The organism is Niveibacterium umoris, assembly GCF_014197015.1.
GTDB lineage: Bacteria > Pseudomonadota > Gammaproteobacteria > Burkholderiales > Rhodocyclaceae > Niveibacterium > Niveibacterium umoris.
On the sequence record NZ_JACIET010000004.1, the window covers coordinates 47,462 to 60,940 of the forward strand.

At 65.3% G+C, this 13,479-nt stretch carries 12 protein-coding genes; 6 read left to right on the plus strand and 6 right to left on the minus strand.

Translation table 11 applies throughout. From position 1 onward, the window contains the following. Nucleotides 1-101 precede the first annotated feature (101 nt). Nucleotides 102-2,444 (plus strand): NHL repeat-containing protein, encoded by a 2,343-nt coding sequence (locus tag GGR36_RS20490; RefSeq protein ID WP_183637984.1) that lies wholly within the window; start codon nt 102-104, stop codon nt 2,442-2,444. 51 nt (nt 2,445-2,495) lie between these two features. Here the strand turns inward: GGR36_RS20490 and GGR36_RS20495 are convergent, their stop codons facing one another. Continuing rightward, entirely contained in the window at nt 2,496-3,575 is a 1,080-nt protein-coding gene (locus tag GGR36_RS20495; RefSeq protein ID WP_183637987.1) for an AraC family transcriptional regulator, read from the minus strand. Nucleotides 3,576-3,754: 179 nt separating this feature from the next. Here GGR36_RS20495 and GGR36_RS20500 point away from each other — a divergent pair, with 179 nt between their 5' ends. From GGR36_RS20500 to GGR36_RS20510, 3 genes are read left to right on the plus strand one after another with little or no spacing between them, the layout of a single operon-like run. Then, the gene (locus GGR36_RS20500; protein ID WP_183637990.1) at nt 3,755-5,359 is read left to right on the plus strand and encodes an FAD-binding oxidoreductase; all 1,605 of its coding nucleotides are present in this window, start codon (nt 3,755-3,757) and stop codon (nt 5,357-5,359) included. Beyond that, nucleotides 5,359-6,912, plus strand: a complete 1,554-nt coding sequence (locus GGR36_RS20505) for a glycerol-3-phosphate dehydrogenase/oxidase (RefSeq protein ID WP_183637993.1) — start codon at nt 5,359-5,361, stop codon at nt 6,910-6,912. The genes GGR36_RS20500 and GGR36_RS20505 overlap by 1 nt, the downstream gene beginning before the upstream one ends. Beyond that, nucleotides 6,909-8,483 (plus strand): FGGY-family carbohydrate kinase, encoded by a 1,575-nt coding sequence (locus tag GGR36_RS20510; protein WP_183637995.1) that lies wholly within the window; start codon nt 6,909-6,911, stop codon nt 8,481-8,483. The genes GGR36_RS20505 and GGR36_RS20510 overlap by 4 nt, the downstream gene beginning before the upstream one ends. Before the next feature lie 57 nt (nt 8,484-8,540). Here GGR36_RS20510 and bfr read toward each other — a convergent pair whose 3' ends face one another. The 4 genes from bfr to GGR36_RS20530 all read right to left on the minus strand — a co-directional run bounded on the left by bfr (nt 8,541) and on the right by GGR36_RS20530 (nt 10,604). Then, on the minus strand, nt 8,541-9,020 hold the full coding sequence (gene bfr / locus GGR36_RS20515; RefSeq protein ID WP_183637999.1) for a bacterioferritin: 480 nt from the start codon (nt 9,018-9,020) through the stop codon (nt 8,541-8,543). Further along, the gene (locus tag GGR36_RS20520) at nt 8,974-9,225 is read right to left on the minus strand and encodes a (2Fe-2S)-binding protein (protein WP_183638002.1); all 252 of its coding nucleotides are present in this window, start codon (nt 9,223-9,225) and stop codon (nt 8,974-8,976) included. Before GGR36_RS20520 ends, bfr begins: the two co-directional genes overlap by 47 nt. A 177-nt stretch (nt 9,226-9,402) precedes the next feature. Then, nucleotides 9,403-10,014 carry a BON domain-containing protein gene (locus GGR36_RS20525; protein WP_183638005.1) on the minus strand — a complete coding sequence of 204 codons (612 nt, stop codon included), beginning with the start codon at nt 10,012-10,014 and terminating at the stop codon, nt 9,403-9,405. After that, nucleotides 10,011-10,604, minus strand: coding sequence for a phosphoheptose isomerase (locus GGR36_RS20530; protein ID WP_183638007.1), 594 nt, complete (start codon nt 10,602-10,604; stop codon nt 10,011-10,013). Before GGR36_RS20530 ends, GGR36_RS20525 begins: the two co-directional genes overlap by 4 nt. 135 nt (nt 10,605-10,739) lie before the next feature. On the opposite strand from GGR36_RS20530, the gene GGR36_RS20535 reads away from it, so the two are divergent. After that, complete coding sequence (locus GGR36_RS20535) at nt 10,740-11,303, plus strand: chorismate--pyruvate lyase family protein (protein WP_183638010.1); 564 nt, start codon at nt 10,740-10,742, stop codon at nt 11,301-11,303. Then, entirely contained in the window at nt 11,300-12,163 is an 864-nt protein-coding gene (gene ubiA / locus GGR36_RS20540; protein WP_183638012.1) for a 4-hydroxybenzoate octaprenyltransferase, read from the plus strand. Before GGR36_RS20535 ends, ubiA begins: the two co-directional genes overlap by 4 nt. 16 nt (nt 12,164-12,179) lie before the next feature. Here the strand turns inward: ubiA and GGR36_RS20545 are convergent, their stop codons facing one another. After that, nucleotides 12,180-13,469, minus strand: coding sequence for a tetratricopeptide repeat protein (locus GGR36_RS20545; protein WP_183638015.1), 1,290 nt, complete (start codon nt 13,467-13,469; stop codon nt 12,180-12,182). Nucleotides 13,470-13,479 lie beyond the last annotated feature (10 nt).

Genomic DNA, 13,479 nt, shown 5'->3' on the forward strand with positions numbered 1-13,479 from the left:
CTGGTTTGACTTTCTTGATCGCTGTCGCGCTTGTGGCCTTGTCTGGATGCGGTTCGTCATCCACTTCGAGTGGCAAAGCATACAAGGTGGGTGGCACGGTCATGGGGCTTCGCCCGTTTGGCGAACTTGCGCTCCGCCTCAATGGCTCGGACCTGGTGACGGTAAGGGCGGACGGAGTGTTTTTGTTCAGCTCGCCCGTCAGCGCGGGTGGAAGCTATGCGGTTGATGTGGCGACCCAGCCTGCCGGCCAGACATGTACGGTTAGCAAAGGGACTGCCGTTTCGAGCGTCGATGTAAGTGACGTGTCGGTTGTCTGTCGCTCGGCCGGCCTCCAGATTGTGGCGGGAACGCTCGGCGCGCTGTATGAGCATGCATACTTTGATGGGGCTGCGGAGTCCTTGCGGCTTGAGCCCATCTCCGCCGCAATCGATTCAAAAGGCAATGTTTTCTTCACCGACAGGGTGGGCCTGCTGCGCAAGTTGTCGGTTGACGGCGTTGTGTCCACCTTCGCGGGAGCCCCCTCGCCAGCAGGCGCCGTGGATGGCGTCGGGCGTGAGGCCAGTTTTCAATACCCGGGCGACGTCGCGGTGGACAAGGATGACAACATCTATGTCGCGGATGGCTGCGCGGTTCGAAAGGTCTCGCCACAGGCTGAGGTCAGCACGCTTGCCGGATCCGTCGGCGAATGCGGCGCCGCTACTGATGGACTTGGAGCAGACGCTCGGTTCTTTGGGCGGATTGGCGGTCTCGCGGTTGATGCCGCAGGCAACGTCTTCGCTGGGGACGGTGGCCAAACATCTGAACGGTATTTCGTCGGCAGCATTCGTCGCATTTCGCCTGACGGTCGGGTGACCACAGTTGCAGGAGGGAGCCCCGGCTTCAATGACGGATCAGGCAAGTCCGCCGGGCTTGTCGCTGTGGGCAACATGGCGTTCGATCCGAGTGGAAACCTGTACTTCATCGACAGCTATTCGGTTCGAGTCCTATCTGCCGGTGGGGCGGTGCGCACCCTTGCCTACCACCAGTGGATAACCGATGGTCCGGGCGGAGGCGTGCCAACCAACGAATTTCGGGTACTGCATGGGATCGCCGTCGCGCGCGACGGCGCGCTCCTTCTGTCTGCGACTGGCCTGTACAACGGCTTCCCTGAGCCGCCAAGACGGATACTGAGGATGACCCTCGAGGGCAGCATCTCGCCACTGCCCTATTCGGAGGGGAGCGTAAATTACGCATCGAAGCTCATTGCCGACGCCAGCGGCAATGTCCATGTGGTTGACCTTGAAAGCGATTTGGGGGGAAGGACGCCGGCGTACGGATACATCAAGAAGATTGGCGTTGGCGGGGTGATGAGAACCGAGGCCGGCGCGCAGCCGCCCCACACCGGCAGCGCAGATGGTGATTTGCGCTCTGCATCGTTCAACATGCCTGGGGCGGTCGTTGTCGACGACGCCGGAAACCTGTTTGTAGCAGATATTCGCAATCACACGATCCGTCGCATTGCCCGCGACGGTAGCGTGAGCACTGTCGCCGGAAGCGCATGGGTTGATGGAACCGCGGATGGAACCGGCGCGGCCGCGCGGTTCGGAGGAGTCGCGTCGATGGCCATCGACAAGGCCGGCAATGTGTATGTTGGGGACAAAGGTCCGGACGAGGTCTGGAGGCTGCGCAAGGTCAGCCCCGCTGGCGTAGTCAGCACGATTGCCGGAGGGGGCACGTCTGCAGAAGAGGACGGGGATGGCGGGCCTCAGGTCGCCAGGTTCTATTCGATCGCCGCGTTGTGCGTCGATGGGGCAGGCAACGTATATGTCGGTGAGGGGCGCCCTATCAATGCTCCTGGCCATGGGGGGGCAGTCGTCCGCAAGGTGACACCCACCGGGACGGTCTCGACCTTGGCGGGCCGCTCCGGGGAGGCTGGTTACGCCGATGGCGGGGGGGACGCCGCGCGGTTCGCGAGCCCAGAGAGTCTAGCCGCGGACATGGCGGGAAACGTCTATGTTGCCGACACGCTGAACCAGACGATCCGGAAGATCGCTCCCGATGGCACGGTGAGCACGTTTGCTGGCGTGGCTGGTCAGCCCGGCAGGGTCGACGGCGTTGGAGCGCAAGCGTTGTTTGTCGCCCCGATGCGGATCGCCGTTGATAAGACGAACAACCTCTACGTATTTGAAGGGCGCGAAGCGTTCGCGCTGGACCGGAATGTCGAGCAGACCGTCTACGAAGAGAGGTCGCTCGGCAATGCTAATCATGCACCAGCGATTCGCCGCATAACGCCCTCTGGTGCCGTATCGACCTATGCCTTTGGCCAGTTTCCCTATTTCGGGGTGGCCACGGGCAATGCTCCGAGTTTTTCGGAACGAGCCGCTGGGCTTGCGGTAGGGGCAAACGGCGACCTGTACTTGACGATGGAGAACGCCATTCTCAGTTATGCGCCGGCGCCAAAATAGGCTCCGAATTGGACCGGCCTTGGGGGCGGCGTTTGGCAGGGCTTCCCGCTACTATCGCTGACGTGCCTTCTCGCGCCATGCGGCGGGTGTCGTGCCGTACCAGTCGCGGAAGGCGTGGTTGAACGAACTCTGCTCGCGGTAACCGAGCAGGAAGGCGACCTCGGTCATCGTCATGCCGGGCTCGCGCAAATATTGCTCGGCCAGTTCGCGGCGCGTGGCGTCCAGCACCGCCTGATAGCTGGCGCCCGCTTCGGCGAGCTTGCGCTGCAATGTGCGCGGCGTGCTGCCGAGTGCGTCGGCGACCTCGCTCAGGCGCGCGCTGTCGTGCGCCAGCAGGGCGACGATCTTCTCGCGTACCGCGTTGATGATCTCTGGCTGCCGAGCTTCGCGTTCGCGCGCGGCGAGCAGTTGCTCGGCATGGCGGGCGAGCACCGGGAACAGGCTGGTGTCGGCGTTGGGTACCGGCCAGTCGAGGATTTCGGCCGGGAAGCGCGCGCAGTTCTGTGGCGCATCGAAACGCACCGGCGCACCGAAGAACTGTTCGTAGGCGGGTATTAGCGCGGGGTCGGGCGCCGCATGCGCGAAGGCCACGTCGATCACCGGTACCCGGGTGTGGGCCAGCCAGTTCGCAAAGCACAGGATGCCCGCCATCACGCTCTCGGGCAGATGGCGGCTGGGCAAGGTGGTGAGCCAGGGCGACTCCCACACGTAATGTGCAATTGCGCCGTGTTCTTCGATGCGCGAGCGCCCCAGATCGTGCGCTAGCCCCTCGAAGCGGCGCGTCTGCTCGGTCGCGGCACGGAAGCTGCGGCAGGAGCACAGCACCAGGCCATAGACCGCAAAGGTCGATAGCCGCGTGCGTTCGCCCACATGCAAGCCGAACAGCGGATCGCCGCAGGCCTCGGCAGCCACTTCCAGCAGGCGGATGTAGCGCTCGACCGGCAGGTTTTCGGTGGCCGGCGCCAGCGATTCCGGGGGCAGCCCGAGCGTCACCGCCAGCCGGGCGGGCGATAGGCCCCGCTCGGCCGCGGTGTCGATTGCCGTTTGTGCGTAAGGGCCGACGACGCGTGCCTGAGCCAGCGGCGGGATTGGTGCGGAGGGCTGCGGATCGGGTGTCGGATTTTCTGTCATGGATTCACAAGCTCGCTGTCAGCAGGCGACAAGCGCGGGCGCCGGTCACTGCGGACAATCCTACCTGTCGCCGCGGATTGTGGTCAGCCGCGTGCCGGACTTTCTGTACCGGCTCGCGTGCGCGGCGGAAGGCCGGGGACGGCCACCCACCAAGGGCGACATCGACAGGGAGTGAACACATGCGACGCTGGAACGGCTGGGGCGATACCGCCATCGAACAGCCCCTCAAACCGGAGGCTCTGGGTTTCCTGGCCGACATCGTCGGCCCGGGCACGGCGCCGAACGATGCCGTCTACGAGGCAGCGCTGGCGCAGGTGGCGGCACAACCGAGCCGCTTGCCGCCGCATCCGCTGATCGATACGTCACCTGCGGCGCGCTTGGCGGCGAGCTTTGGCCAATCGTGCGCGGACTGGCTGCGCCTGCGTTTCGGAGTGCTGGGCCGCGTCAGCGACGGGGTCGCCTTCCCTGAAACGCGCGAGACGGTGCGCGAACTGCTCGGCTGGGCGCAGGCGCACGGCGTGTCGGTGCGCCCCTGCGGCGGTGCCACCTCGGTGGTCGGCCACCTTTCGCCTGTTGGCGACAAGCCGGTGCTGACCATGAACCTCACCCGCATGATGCGGCTCACCGCGCTGGACCGCGACGCCCAGCTCGCCACCTTCGAGGCCGGCGTGCTCGGCCCCGACCTCGAAGCCCAATTGCGCGCCCATGGCTACACGCTGGGCCACTTTCCGCAGAGCTTCGAATACTCGACGCTGGGCGGCTGGGTGGTCACCCGCTCGTCCGGCCAGCAGTCCTCGCGCTTCGGGCGCATTGAACAGTTGTTCGCCGGCGGGCATCTGGAAACACCCTCCGGGCCGCTTGATCTGCCGACCTTCCCGGCCTCGGCGGCGGGGCCGGATCTGCGCGAATGGGTACTCGGCTCCGAAGGCCGTTTCGGTGTGCTGACCGATGCCACGGTTCGGGTCACCCGCTTGCCCGAAGCCGAACAGTTCGTCGGCGTGTTCTTCCCCGACTGGGCGCGCGCCCAGGCCGCGGTACAGGCGCTGGCGCAGGCCCGCATCGGGCTGTCGATGATGCGGCTCGCGAACCCGATCGAGACCCTGACCACGCTGAAGCTCGCCGGCCACGCTGCCGCGATCGGCTGGCTGGAACGCTATCTCGCGCTGCGCGGCGCTGGCGCCGACAAATGCCTGCTGTTCGCCGGCTTCACCGGCAGCAAGGCGCAGCTGCGCGCGATGCGGCGGCAGGCGGGCGTCATCATCCGAGCGCACGGCGGCGTCTCGACCGGCCAGTTGCTGGGCGAGAAGTGGCGTGCCAACCGCTTCCGTGGCGTGTATCTGCGCAACAGCCTGTGGGTCGCCGGCTATGCGGTCGATACCATGGAAACCGCCTGTGACTGGCCGCGTGTGGCGCCGATGATGGCGGCTATCGAGACGGCCGGGCGCGACGCACTGGCGAGCTTTGGCGAGCGCACGCATTGCTACACCCACCTCTCGCATGTGTATCCGCAGGGCTCCAGCGTCTACTCGACATTCGTGTTCCGCGTCGGGCCGGATTTCGAAACCAGCTTCGCGCGCTGGCAGGCACTCAAGCGCGCGGTGTCGCAGGCCATCGTCGCGCAAGGCGGCACCATTACCCACCAGCATGGTGTCGGCCAGGACCATGCGCCCTGGCTCGCCGCGGAGAAGGGCGCTGCGGGGCTCGCAATGCTCGACGCGGTGCGGCGGCAACTCGACCCTCTCGGCGTGATGACGCCCGGCAACCTCTTCGGCGACCGCGATTGATGAACACCGATAGCGACCTGCTGGTGGTCGGCGGCGGCATCACCGGCGCAGGCATCGCGCTGGAGGCGGCGCGTCGCGGCCTGACCGTGACGCTGGTCGAAGCGCGCGACTTTGCCTGGGGCACCTCGTCGCGCTCGTCGAAGCTGGTGCACGGCGGCCTGCGCTATTTGCGCGAGGGTAAGCCCGGGCTGACCCGCGAATCGGTGCACGAACGCGCCGTACTGATGCGTGACGCCCCCGGGCTGGTCGAGCCGCAAGGCTTCCTGATGGCCCACTACCGCGGTCGTTCGCCGGGGCGCTGGCTGTTGGGCGCGGGGCTGGCGATCTACGACGCCTTCGCGGGCGTGCGTAGCCGCCGTTACCACGCCGCCGACCGTGCCGCCTGGCTTGCGCCCCACGTCGGCCGGGCTGGTCTTCAAGGCGCAAGCACTTATCTCGACGCGAAGACCGATGATGCCCGGCTGGTGCTGCGTGTGCTGCAGGAAGCGCGTGCGCATGGCGCGCGGCTGATGAACTACACCCGCGTCGAATCGCTGCTGCGCGACGCGACTGGCGTGTGCGGCGCGCGGCTGCAGCCGGAGGCGGGCGCCGCCTACGCGCTGCGCGCCCGCTGCGTGGTGAACGCCACCGGCGTGTGGGCCGACGGCCTGCGCGCCACCTTGGGGGCCGCACCCAAGCTGCGTCCGCTGCGCGGTAGCCATCTGCTGTTTCCGCTCTGGCGGCTGCCCTTGGCGCAGGCGGTGGCCTTCATGCACCCGCGCGACGGCCGGCCGGTGTTTGCCTATCCGTGGGAAGGCATAGCGCTGGTAGGCACCACCGATGAGGACCACTCCGCCGACCTGGCCCTTGAGCCTGGCATCACGCGCGGCGAGGCGGACTATCTGTTCGAGGCGCTGGCCTGGCAGTTTCCGTCGCTCGCGCTGGGCGATGCGGATGTGTTGTCGGCCTATGCCGGTGTGCGGCCGGTGGTGGCCAGCGGGCGGGCGGACCCGTCGAAGGAGACCCGCGATCACATTGTGCTGGACGAAGCCGGGCTGCTGACTGTGACCGGCGGCAAGCTGACCACCTTCCGCGCGATTGCGGTGGATGCGCTGGCGCGTCTGGCGCCACGCCTGCCCGCCGCCGGCCGAAGCGCTACGGTCAGCATCTTTGCGCCGGTCGCGAAGTCCGCCGCGCTGGCTGCCGTGCCGCCGGATCTATGTGCGCGTCTGATCGGGCGCTACGGCGTGGCGGCCGAGGCGCTGGTTGCGGGCGCCGCCCCGGGCGAGCTGGCGCGGATCTGCGGCACGCCTACGCTGTGGGCCGAGCTGCGTTACGCTGCGCAGGCGGAGCAGGTGCAACACCTCGACGACCTGCTGCTGCGGCGCACCCGGCTTGGCTTGCTGCTGCGCAATGGCGGCGCGGAGATCCTGCCGCGCGTCGAGCAGATCGCGCGCCCGCTGCTCGGCTGGGACGCAACGCGTTGGCGGGCCGAGGTGGCGCGTTATCTGGACATCGTGCAGCGCTGCTATGCGCTGCCGCGCGAAGCCACGCCAGGATTGGAGCACGCATGACGACGCCTACCCCGGATGATCTTCTGCTCTCGCTCGATTGCGGCACGCAGAGCGTGCGCGCGCTGCTGTTCGATCTGCAGGGCGAACTCGTTGGCAAGGCGCAAGTGCATTTCGACGACTACCGCGCGCCGCAACCGGGCTGGCTGGAGCACGATGCCGAGGGTTTCTGGGCGGCGACGGCGCAGGCTTGCCAGCAGCTCTGGGCCTCGCACGGCCATCTGAAGCCGGCGCTCCGCGGCGTGGCTGTCACAACCCAACGCGGCACCGTGATCCCGATCGATGCTCAGGGCAAAGCGCTGCATCCCGCTTTGATCTGGCTCGACCAGCGCAAGGCGCAGCGGGTGCCGACCATCGCGCCGTGGTGGCGGGCCGCGTTCAAGGCGGCCGGCGTGGCCGACACGATCCGCTACTTCCAGCGCGAGGCTGAGGCCAACTGGTTCGCCGAGTGCGAGCCGGCGCTGTGGGCGAAGACGCACAAGTTCCTGCTGCTGTCGGGCTGGCTCAATTTCCGCCTGACCGGTCGGCATGTGGATTCGGTCGGCGCGCAGGTTGGCTATCTGCCCTTCGATTTCAAACGGCTCGCCTGGGCGCGCTCGTTGGACTGGAAATGGCAGGCGCTCGCGCTGGCGCCAGATGTGTTGCCCGAGCTCCTGCCGGTGGGTGCGACGCTGGGGCAGGTGACGCGGGCGGCTGCCGCAGACACCGGTATCCCGGAAGGCCTGCCGGTGATTGCCGCTGCGGCGGACAAGGCTTGCGAAATCCTCGGCGCCGGCGCGCTGACGCCGGAGGTCGGCGCACTGTCCTACGGCACCACGGCGACGGTGAACGTCACCACGCGTCGCTACTTCGAGGCGCTTCCTTGGGTGCCGCCGTATCCGGCCGCGGTGCCGGGGCAGTACAGCAGCGAAGTGCAGATCTTTCGCGGCTACTGGATGGTGCGCTGGTTCAAGGAGCAGTTCGGGCAGGCGGAGCAACTGGCGGCAGAGCAGGCCGGCATCGTGCCCGAGTCGCTCTTCGACGAGATGGTCGCTACCGTGCCGCCCGGCTCGATGGGCCTGATGCTGCAGCCTTTCTGGTCGCCGGGAATCCGTCATCCCGGGCCGGATGCCAAGGGCGCGGTGATCGGCTTCGGCGATGTGCATACCAAGGCCCACCTGTACCGCGCGATCCTCGAGGGCTTGGCCTACGCGCTGCGCGATGGCCGCGAGCGCATCGAGAAGAAGAGCGGGGTGGCGATGCGCGAGCTGCGGGTCTCGGGCGGTGGCTCTCAGTCGGATGCAGCGATGCAGTTGACGGCCGACATCTTCAATCTGCCGACTTCACGCCCGCATACCTACGAGACATCCGGCCTCGGCGCAGCGATCGACTGCGCGGTGGGGCTGGGTCTTCACCGTGACTTTGATACGGCGGTCGTCGCGATGACGCGCGTTGCGCGGACCTTCGAACCGATCCACGTCAACGCGACGCTCTACGAGGCGCTCTATACGCGCGTCTACCGCCACATGTACGAACGCCTCGCGCCGCTCTACGCCGAGATCCAGCGCATTACCGGCTATCCGAAGCTCGATTGAGCCTCAAAAGAAAATGCCCCGCACACGGCGGGGCACAGGTCGGCAATGCGATGCGGATCAGGAATCCGCCGGCTTCATCTGCGACTGCAGGTAGTTCGGCAGGCCGACCTTCTCGACCAGTTCGAGCTGGGTTTCGAGGTAGTCGATGTGTTCCTCGGTGTCGTCGAGGATCTCTTGCAGGATGTCGCGCGACACGTAGTCGCGCACCGATTCGCAGTGGGCAATCGCGTCCTTCAGGTCGCCATGGGCATTGGTTTCCAGCGAAAGGTCGCCCTGCATGCACTCGACGACGTTCTCGCCGATCATCAGCTTGCCCAGATCCTGCAGATTGGGCAGGCCCTCGATCATCAGGATGCGTTCGATCAGCTTGTCGGCGTGCTTCATCTCCTCGATCGACTCGTGATACTCGTGCGAGCCAAGCCGGTCGAAGCCCCAGTTCTTGTAGATCCGGGCGTGGAGGAAGTACTGATTGATTGCGGTGAGTTCGTGCTTAAGCTGCTTGTTGAGCAGCTGGATGACCTTCTTGTCGCCTTTCATGTCGGACTCTCCGTTCGTGCGCGTGTGGTTGCGCGTTGGGGCAGGCATGGCAAGCGCGAAGGCAGGTCAGGGCATGCTCCGCGCAACGACCGCACTGGGTGGCAACACCGAGCGACTCGCTCAAATCGCGCAAGCGGCGCGCGCCTTCATGCGCAGCCTGTTTGACGTCGCGTTCGGTGATCGCATTACAGATGCAGACGTACATAGCCTAAGTCCGAAGCAATATGGGCCGCAAGCCCGTGGGCACCCAGAGACGGGAATGGGAATGGTTATCATTGTGATTGCGTGGCCCGCGCGCGTCAAGGCCTCGTGGGCCGGTCCGAGCGTGAACGAAAATGGGCCGCGTTTGCGGCCCATGGCGTCTTCTGAACTGTTGCGCGGCTTATTTGACGCCGGCAGCCGAGTCCAGTTGCTTGGCCTGTTCTGGCGTCAGCGTTTCGAAAACGCGAACCACGCGTATCACGCCGGAAGTGGTTGAGGCGACGTAGGTGGCGACCTCGATTTCGCGCGGGGTCAGCATGCCCATCAAGTAGCAGATTCCCGACTCGACGACCACCTTGACGTGGATGCTGGAAATCTCTTTGGTCTCGACAAGGCGGGCCTTCACCGACGACGTGATCAGCAGGTCATTGCTCTGCGTGGAAAAACTCGCTCGCGGCCCGATCACCAGTTCGTTGTGCACGCTGCGTGCTGGGTTCGGAATGCTCGCCAGCTGACGCTCGGCTTCGGCCTTGGCGGCCGCGTCCGGCACTTCACCGCTGAGCAGCACCACCCGGTTGTAACTGGTGACGGACACTCGCGCAGCAGGGCCGAGTTTGTTCGAGATCGCCGACGAGCCCTTGGTCTCGATCGTCGAATCCTCGACCTGGGTGCCATAGGAGCGCCGATCCAGTGTGGCCGTGACGCCTACGCCCACGCCGGTGGCGACGATCGGGACACAGCCCTGTATGGCGAGCAAGAGTGCAGCGGCAGAAAGAATGCGGCGAATCATCATGCGTCGGCTCCCAGCAGCAGGCAGTCGATGCCATCGCAGATGCAATGGATCGTGAGGATGTGGACTTCCTGGATGCGCGCGGTGCGATCGTGCGGCACGCAGAGGTGCACGTCTCCGTCGCGCAGCATTGCACCGATCTTGCCGCCACCCTTGCCTGTCAGCGCAACGACCCGCATGTCGCGTTCATGTGCTGCCTCGATCGCCGCCATGACATTGCCCGAATTGCCGGATGTCGAGATGGCGAGCAGTACGTCGCCCGCCAGGCCGAGTCCGCGAACCTGTTTGGCGAAGACCTGTTCAAAAGCGTAGTCATTGGCGATTGCGGTGAGCGCCGAGGTGTCGGTCGTCAGCGCGAGCGCCGCGAGTTCCGGTCGTTCGCGCTCGAATCGGCCGATCAATTCGGCCGCGAAGTGCTGGCAGTCCGCCGCCGACCCGCCATTGCCGCAGGCGAGGATCTTGCCGCCGTTCATCAACGCCTGGGTCATCGCTTCGATCGCGGCGGCGATGGGTGCGGCCATCACGTCGACCGCTGTGATCTTGGCGTTTGCGCTGTCTTCGAACTGTTGGGAAATATGGGCTATCAGATCCATTCGGAGCACCTCTGAACTGTCGGGCTTGGCAAGCAAGCGTGCAGGCGGCGCAGTTTAGCATGGGGGTCTGAACCCCTTTTCCGGCGAACTGAAACAGGATGAAACGGCGCGCTCCCGGTATCATCCAGCGCCAGCATGAGTCCTAAAATCCTGTCTCGCCCGCGTCGGGAACGCTGGCTTCCGAAACACCCCTGCATGCCGCGTGGCGAGCTTCGCGCCTGGCTGACCGAGCGCGGCTCGCTCACCGCCCGCATTCGCGCGCGATGCCGTGCGTTCGAAGTGCGCCTGGTGCAACAGCGTCTCGGCCTTCCTCTGCCCGATGAGCGCAAGCTGATCGGAGTGCGTTGGCATGCGTCGGCGCTGGTGCGCGAAGTCCTGCTGTGCGCCGACGGGGTGCCAGTGGTCTTTGCACATTCAGTGGTGCTGCCTCGGCACTTGCGTGGCGCCTGGCACCTGGTTGCGGGCTTGGGCACGCGGCCGCTTGGCGCGGTGCTGTTCGCCGATCGCTCGGTGTCGCGCGGGCCATTGCAGATCAAACGCATCGATGCGCGCGACGCGCGCTGGAAGCGCGCTGTCTCGTCCAGCCACATTGCAGTCGGCGAGGGATTGTGGGCGCGTCGGAGTATCTTCTTTCGCAGGGCGCGGCCCATTCTGGTGACAGAAGTCTTTTTGCCGACGATCGGAAAGCTCGACAAATGAATCTGCGCGAACGACTCCGCATCTACGAAAAGCTGATGCGCCTCGACAAACCCATCGGCATCCTGTTGTTGCTGTGGCCCACGCTTTGGGGGTTGTGGTTTGCCGGGGCCGGCCGACCGAGCCTTTGGGTGGTGTGGATCTTCGTGCTGGGCACCGTGCTGATGCGCTCGGCGGGTTGCGTAATCAACGATTATGCGGACCGCGAATTCGACGGGCGTGTCGAGCGCACGCGCAATCGCCCGCTTGCAGTGGGCGCAGTCGCTCCGAAGGAGGCATTGCTGCTGGCCGCGGCGCTCGCACTGTGCGCCTTCGTGCTGATCCTGCCCCTGAACCGCCTGGTGTGGGCCCTGTCGGTGCCGGCGGTGTTGCTCGCGGCAAGCTACCCCTATACCAAGCGTTTCCTTGCTATCCCGCAGGCGTATCTTGGCATCGCGTTCGGATTTGGAATCCCGATGGCCTACGCGGCAGTGTGGGGCGAGGTGCCGGCCACCGCCTGGCTGCTCTTGCTGGCAAACGTGTTCTGGGCAATTGCCTATGACACCGAATACGCGATGGTGGATCGCCCCGATGACTTGAAGATCGGTATCCGGACTTCAGCAATTACCTTCGGCCGCTTTGATGTCGCCGCGGTCATGATGTGCTACGTCGCCACGCTCGGAATCCTCGCCTGCGTAGGGATGTACCACCAACGCGGGTTGTGGTTCCACGTCGGGCTGCTGGTGGCCGCCTGCATCGCGATCTATCACTTCACGCTGATCCGCTCGCGCGAGCGCACCCACTGTTTCAAGGCTTTCCTGCACAACACCTGGTTCGGTGCCGCCGTATTCGCCGGTTTGGCTGCGGATTACGCTGCGCGCTGAGGCGGGAGTCGTCGTGTCAGCGCTTCGGCTCCAACTGGTCGATTCTCGATTTGGCGTCGCGTGCACCGGCAAACGAAGGATCCGTCTGTAGCGCACGTCTGTAGGCTTGAACCGCCTCCTTGCTCTGGCCCGCCTCTTGTCGCAGAAGCCCGAGTTGGTAAAGCGAGTCGGCTGGCGGCTTTTCGGATGCCGCGATCTTTTCAAGAATCCTTACGGCTTCTGAACGCTCGCCGCGCGCACGGTGGACGGCGGCCAAGGTGTCGAGGAAAGTGACTTCGTTGGGTGCCAATGCGCACGCCTTTTTGGCCCACACGAGCGCTTCATCGAGGCGTTCCTTGCGCTCTGCGGCGAGGGCGGCGGCGTTGTTGAACGGCAACGGCAGCTTCGGGTCTGCCTTCATGGCTGCAGCGTAGCCGGAAAAGGCGCCTGCGGGATCGCCCGCGACATGGTGCATCAAGCCCTGTTTGAAACGTACCTGTGAAGAGCCTGGTTCGAGGCCAGCAGCCTGGTCGATCAGTGCGAGCGCGCCGCTCATGTCACCCGTCGCTCGTTTTGCTTCAGCGCCTTGAATCATTGCCGCGCTGAACTTGGGATCCAGTGCAATGGCCCGGTCGAACGCGCGCGCAGCCGCGCGCGAGTCGCCACGAGCAGCTTCTGCCTGCCCCAGGCCAAAGAAGGCAAGCGGATTATCCGGCGCGAGCCGGGTGGCCTCGGCGAGTGACGTCGCTGCTTCTGCTGGATTCTGTTTCGCCAAAAGCGCCATCCCGAGGCCAAAGCGGGCGCCTGCGTGGTCAGGTTTCAATTCCGAAGCCTTGCGGAATGCATCGACGGCAGGACCTGGCTTGTGTAACACGTTGAGGTAGAGTTCCCCGAGGTCTAACTGGGGAGCAACGGCGTTCGGGGAGACGCGCGTTGCCTCTAAGAAGTAGCGCTCTGCATCCCCCCACTGCTTCTTCGCAAGACTCAAGCGGCCCATCGCGACCAGCGCGGGAAGGGATTGCGGCGCGACCTCGAAAGCCTTCTTGACCCAGTTGCTGGCATCGGTGTCTTTGTTCTGGAGCCTCGCAACGTCAGCCAGCCCAAGCATCGGCAGTGGGTCCTTCGGATCTTCTTTTGCTGCTTCTTGGAACAGGCGGCTTGCTTCTGAAAATTGCTTTGCATTCAGCGCATCGTAGCCTCGATCAAGCGGGGTAGTTGCTTTGGTCGCCGTGCGCGGTTGAATGTCCAGATAGTTATAGATGGGAGCCGCCTGAACGATCGCAGGAACGGCGACAGCAAGAATCAGAGCCAGGGCGTGGTATCTCATTGCGATTCAA

Bases quoted from the DNA above. Each gene is read 5' to 3' on its own strand.
- GGR36_RS20495 (WP_183637987.1), bottom strand. From the start codon at position 3,575: ATGACAGAAAATCCGACACCCGATCCGCAGCCCTCCGCACCAATCCCG.
- GGR36_RS20500 (WP_183637990.1), top strand. From the start codon at position 3,755: ATGCGACGCTGGAACGGCTGGGGCGATACCGCCATCGAACAGCCCCTC.
- ubiA (WP_183638012.1), top strand. From the start codon at position 11,300: ATGAATCTGCGCGAACGACTCCGCATCTACGAAAAGCTGATGCGCCTC.
- bfr (WP_183637999.1), bottom strand. From the start codon at position 9,020: ATGAAAGGCGACAAGAAGGTCATCCAGCTGCTCAACAAGCAGCTTAAG.
- GGR36_RS20525 (WP_183638005.1), bottom strand. From the start codon at position 10,014: ATGATGATTCGCCGCATTCTTTCTGCCGCTGCACTCTTGCTCGCCATA.
- GGR36_RS20535 (WP_183638010.1), top strand. From the start codon at position 10,740: ATGAGTCCTAAAATCCTGTCTCGCCCGCGTCGGGAACGCTGGCTTCCG.
- GGR36_RS20490 (WP_183637984.1), top strand. From the start codon at position 102: ATGGGGCTTCGCCCGTTTGGCGAACTTGCGCTCCGCCTCAATGGCTCG.
- GGR36_RS20530 (WP_183638007.1), bottom strand. From the start codon at position 10,604: ATGGATCTGATAGCCCATATTTCCCAACAGTTCGAAGACAGCGCAAAC.
- GGR36_RS20510 (WP_183637995.1), top strand. From the start codon at position 6,909: ATGACGACGCCTACCCCGGATGATCTTCTGCTCTCGCTCGATTGCGGC.
- GGR36_RS20520 (WP_183638002.1), bottom strand. From the start codon at position 9,225: ATGTACGTCTGCATCTGTAATGCGATCACCGAACGCGACGTCAAACAG.
- GGR36_RS20545 (WP_183638015.1), bottom strand. From the start codon at position 13,469: ATGAGATACCACGCCCTGGCTCTGATTCTTGCTGTCGCCGTTCCTGCG.
- GGR36_RS20505 (WP_183637993.1), top strand. From the start codon at position 5,359: ATGAACACCGATAGCGACCTGCTGGTGGTCGGCGGCGGCATCACCGGC.